Source organism: Streptomyces sp. NPDC030814 (assembly GCF_055572155.1).
On record NZ_JBVIDX010000013.1, the window covers coordinates 206,267 to 209,195 of the forward strand.

The following is a 2,929-nucleotide window of genomic DNA, read 5'->3' on the forward strand; positions in this document are numbered from 1 at the left end:
CCTTTGTCTCCCCCCACCCCCCCCACCTGTCGGTTCGTACACTTCCTCTCCTCCCCCCCCCCCCCCCCCCCCCCCCCCGACCGCCCTCCGGGCACGCCGTCGAGGGGCGGGCGGAGCGCCCGCGCCACCGATCCCGACCGCTGCACGCCCACCCCTCGGCGTTCCTCAGGTCACGCTTCGATGTGCTGCCGGAGTACCACGCACCTGGCGCTCAGTTCGTGCGCGCCGTCCCCGTCCCCTTCTCCGCGTCCAGCGCGTACACACAGCGGTCCTTGCTGCACGCGTACACGACGCCGTCCTTGACCACGGGCGACCCGGTGATCTCCCCGCCCGTCGCGAGCTTCCACCGCAGGCGCCCGTCGTCCGCCTTCAGCGTGTAGAGGAGGTGGTCGGTGGAGCCGAAATGGATGCGGCCCTCCGCCACCGACGGGGCGCCGACGATCTCGCCACCCGCCTGGAAGCGCCACTTCGGGGTGCCCGTGACCGCGTCGAGGGTGTAGAGCCCCTTGCCGCTGCCGACGTGCACGTGCCCGGCGGCGACGAGGACCGGCTCCAGGGAGGAGCGGGACTCCGTCGCGATGCGCCAGCGGTCGCGGCCGTCGGTGGCGTCGAGGGCGTAGACCGTGCCGAGGTAGTCGGCCAGGTAGACGCCGCCTCCCGTCACCGCCGGGCCCGGCGCGAACGTCGGCGCGGACAGGAACACCGCCGGCGCCTCGAAGTGCCAGCGGACATGGCCGCTCGCCACGTCGATGGCGAGGACCCGGCTGCCGGCGGAGACGTACACATAGCCGTCCGCCGCCGGGGTCAGCCGGACGGGAACGCCGCCGCAGGACGCCGCGTCGCCGATGGGGTACGACCAGCGCTCCTCACCCGTACGGGCCTCCAGGGCGCGCAGCCGGGCGTCCTTCCAGACGTACACCGTGCCGTCGTGCACGAGGGGCCCGGCCTCGGGGGACTCGAAGTCGGTCTGGGTGCCGGTGATCTCCCAGAGCTTGTGCCCGTTCGAGGCCTCCCAGCCCTGTACGCCGCCGCCCCGGGTGGCGGTGACGACGGTGCCTCGGTCGGCCTTCAGCGAGTACACCCAGGCGTCGGTGGACAGCCGCCAGAGGTCGGCGCCCTCCCGCGCGTCGAGCGCGAAGAGCGTGGGGCCGTCGGAGGCGTGGATACGGCCGTCCGCGACCGCCATCGACCAGGCGACGTCGCGGGTCTTGAAGCGGCGCCGTCCCGTGGCCACGTCCAGGGCGTGCACCTCGAAGGAGGTGACGTAGACGAGGTCGTCGGCGACCGACGGGGTGCCCCATACGTCGTTCGACATGCGGAAACGCCAGGGGCGCCAGCCGGAGGCGGCCGGTTCGGGCGCGGGGTGGGCGGTCACGGCCGGCGACGGGTCGGCGCCGTTCACCCCTGCGCGGGGGCGCGACCAGGACGCGGCGAGGCCCGCCTCGGGCGGGGGCGCCTTCACGGCGGCCGCGCGGGCGTCGGCGACCCGCGGACCGGGCCCGATGGGCACCTGCGCGCCGGCGAGCCGTACCGGCCCGGTGTCGGGGGCGCCGACGGAGACGGGCGCCGGGTCGTACGAGGGCGGGGGCGGCACGGGTGCCGGGGCGGTGGGCCGGCCCCCGCCGCTGCGACCGCCGGACGTCTGGCCCTGCTTGGGGGACGGGCGCCCGCCGCGGCGGGACTCGATGAGGCCGACGGCCTTCTCGGGCAGCCACGCCGACGCCGTACCGCTGTCGTCGGACCCGGAGCCGAAGAGATGGGGGGCGAGCTGCGCCTGGAGGTCGGCCGGGCCCGGCCGGGCGGTCGGGTCCATCTGCATACAGGACTCGATCAGGGGCCGCAGGTCGTCCGGGAGCCCGGACAGGTCGGGGCCCTCGCGCAGCAGCATGAAGACGGTCTCGACGGGGTTGGCGCCGTGGAAGGGCGCGTGTCCGGTGGCCGCGAAGACGAGCATCGACCCGAGCGAGAAGACGTCGCTGGCGCCGGTGACGCTGCGCGAGTCCTTCGCCTGCTCGGGGGACATGTAGGCGGGCGTACCGACCGCGACGTTCGTCATCGTCAAACGGGTGTTCGAGACACCGGAGGCGATACCGAAGTCGATCACGCGGGGCCCGTCCTCGACGACGAGGACGTTCGAGGGCTTGAGGTCGCGGTGGACGAGACCGGCGCCGTGGATCGACTGGAGGGCCTCGGCCACTCCCGCGGCGAGCCAGCGGACGGCCTGGACCGGCAGCGGTCCGCAGTCGTTCACTATCTCTTCCAGCGAGGGCGCGGGGACGTACGCGGTCGCCAGCCACGGCACGGCGGCCCGCGGGTCGGCGTCGACCACGGCCGCCGTGTAGAAGCCGGACACCGCGCGGGCCGCCTCGACCTCACGCGTGAACCGCACCCGGAAGAGCTGGTCCTCCGCGAGTTCCGTCCGCACGGTCTTGATCGCCACGCGCCGACCCGACGCCGAGCGCGCCAGATAGACCAGCCCCATGCCGCCGGCACCCAGCCGTCCCAGCACCTCGAACGGCCCGATCCGCCGCGGATCGTGCTGCGTCAGCTGATCCACTTTGCCCTGCCACCTCCCCGTACGGCCCGCGTCACCCACGTTGTGTGCGCGACCCCGTGCAGCGTCTCACCACCGCACCGCCATGGCGGCACGCACCCCGATTCTTCCTGTACCGGGGGCAGGTTGCGAACCCGGGGGCGGAACGGGGTGTCTCAGGACAAAACCACGTCGTCCGCCCCGTGGGAAGCGCGAGCCCGCATCATGAAACACCTCAACAGGTGGCGCACCACCGGCGCACACCCCCACGCCGCCCCGTAAAGCCGTCGGAATGTCGCCCCCTAGTACTCCAGCAGGATTTCGCTGTCTGACCTGGTCTTTTCGCCGGGCGGCGGGAGTGTAGCGGGACTTCGATCGTGTGGGGGCGGTCTCATG

At 73.6% G+C, this 2,929-nt stretch carries 1 protein-coding gene; it reads right to left on the reverse strand.

Features of this window, described 5'->3' with window-relative positions; translation table 11 throughout:
- Nucleotides 1-211: 211 nt before the first annotated feature.
- Nucleotides 212-2,557: a protein serine/threonine kinase AfsK gene (gene afsK, locus ACZ43N_RS26705; RefSeq protein ID WP_468100967.1), complete on the reverse strand. Its 2,346-nt coding sequence runs from the start codon at nt 2,555-2,557 to the stop codon at nt 212-214.
- Nucleotides 2,558-2,929: the final 372 nt, after the last annotated feature.